1 protein-coding gene is annotated in these 484 nt (G+C 34.1%); it reads right to left on the bottom strand.

What is annotated here, in order from left to right; all coding sequences use genetic code 11:
- Positions 1 to 484, bottom strand: a 484-nt coding sequence (gene coaW, locus AC1DNI_RS22780) for a type II pantothenate kinase (RefSeq protein WP_477693528.1), incomplete at both ends; no start/stop codon positions are given.

The following is a 484-nucleotide window of genomic DNA, read 5'->3' as shown; positions in this document are numbered from 1 at the left end:
GATATATACAACGTGATTAGTCTTATATTCACGTGCTAAAGTAATAGCCATAGTTGTTATAACTTCACCAACGACGCCAATTGCAGAGGCAAGTTTGTTAGCTGATGTAAACTGATTATCTAAGTGATGTAATACATTTCCAAAATTTGCTGCTGTTAAATCTCCAGGAATTGGTGGTTCAGTATCTTTATAAATATGTTTTACTTTTAAATCAATGGCATCACGATCTCCATTTTGAGCTAAATTCGTTAATTCTTTATAATCTGTTATATTGGACAATAAATAGCCTAAACCTTGTATCATCCCGCCTCCGGTACCTACACCTCCAACACGTTGCTGGTCTTTTCCATCAAAATAGTGGAAAGAAGTACCTGTACCTACATTAGCAAAAATGTAATGTTCAATTTGATGACCTTGTTCATCCAATAAAATTTCTAAACCTTTTGATGATACATCGAACTCTACAAATATTTCAGGGGAATGA

Source organism: Phyllobacterium sp. 01N428 (assembly GCF_056399405.1).
This window is presented reverse-complemented; position numbering and strand designations above follow the sequence as displayed.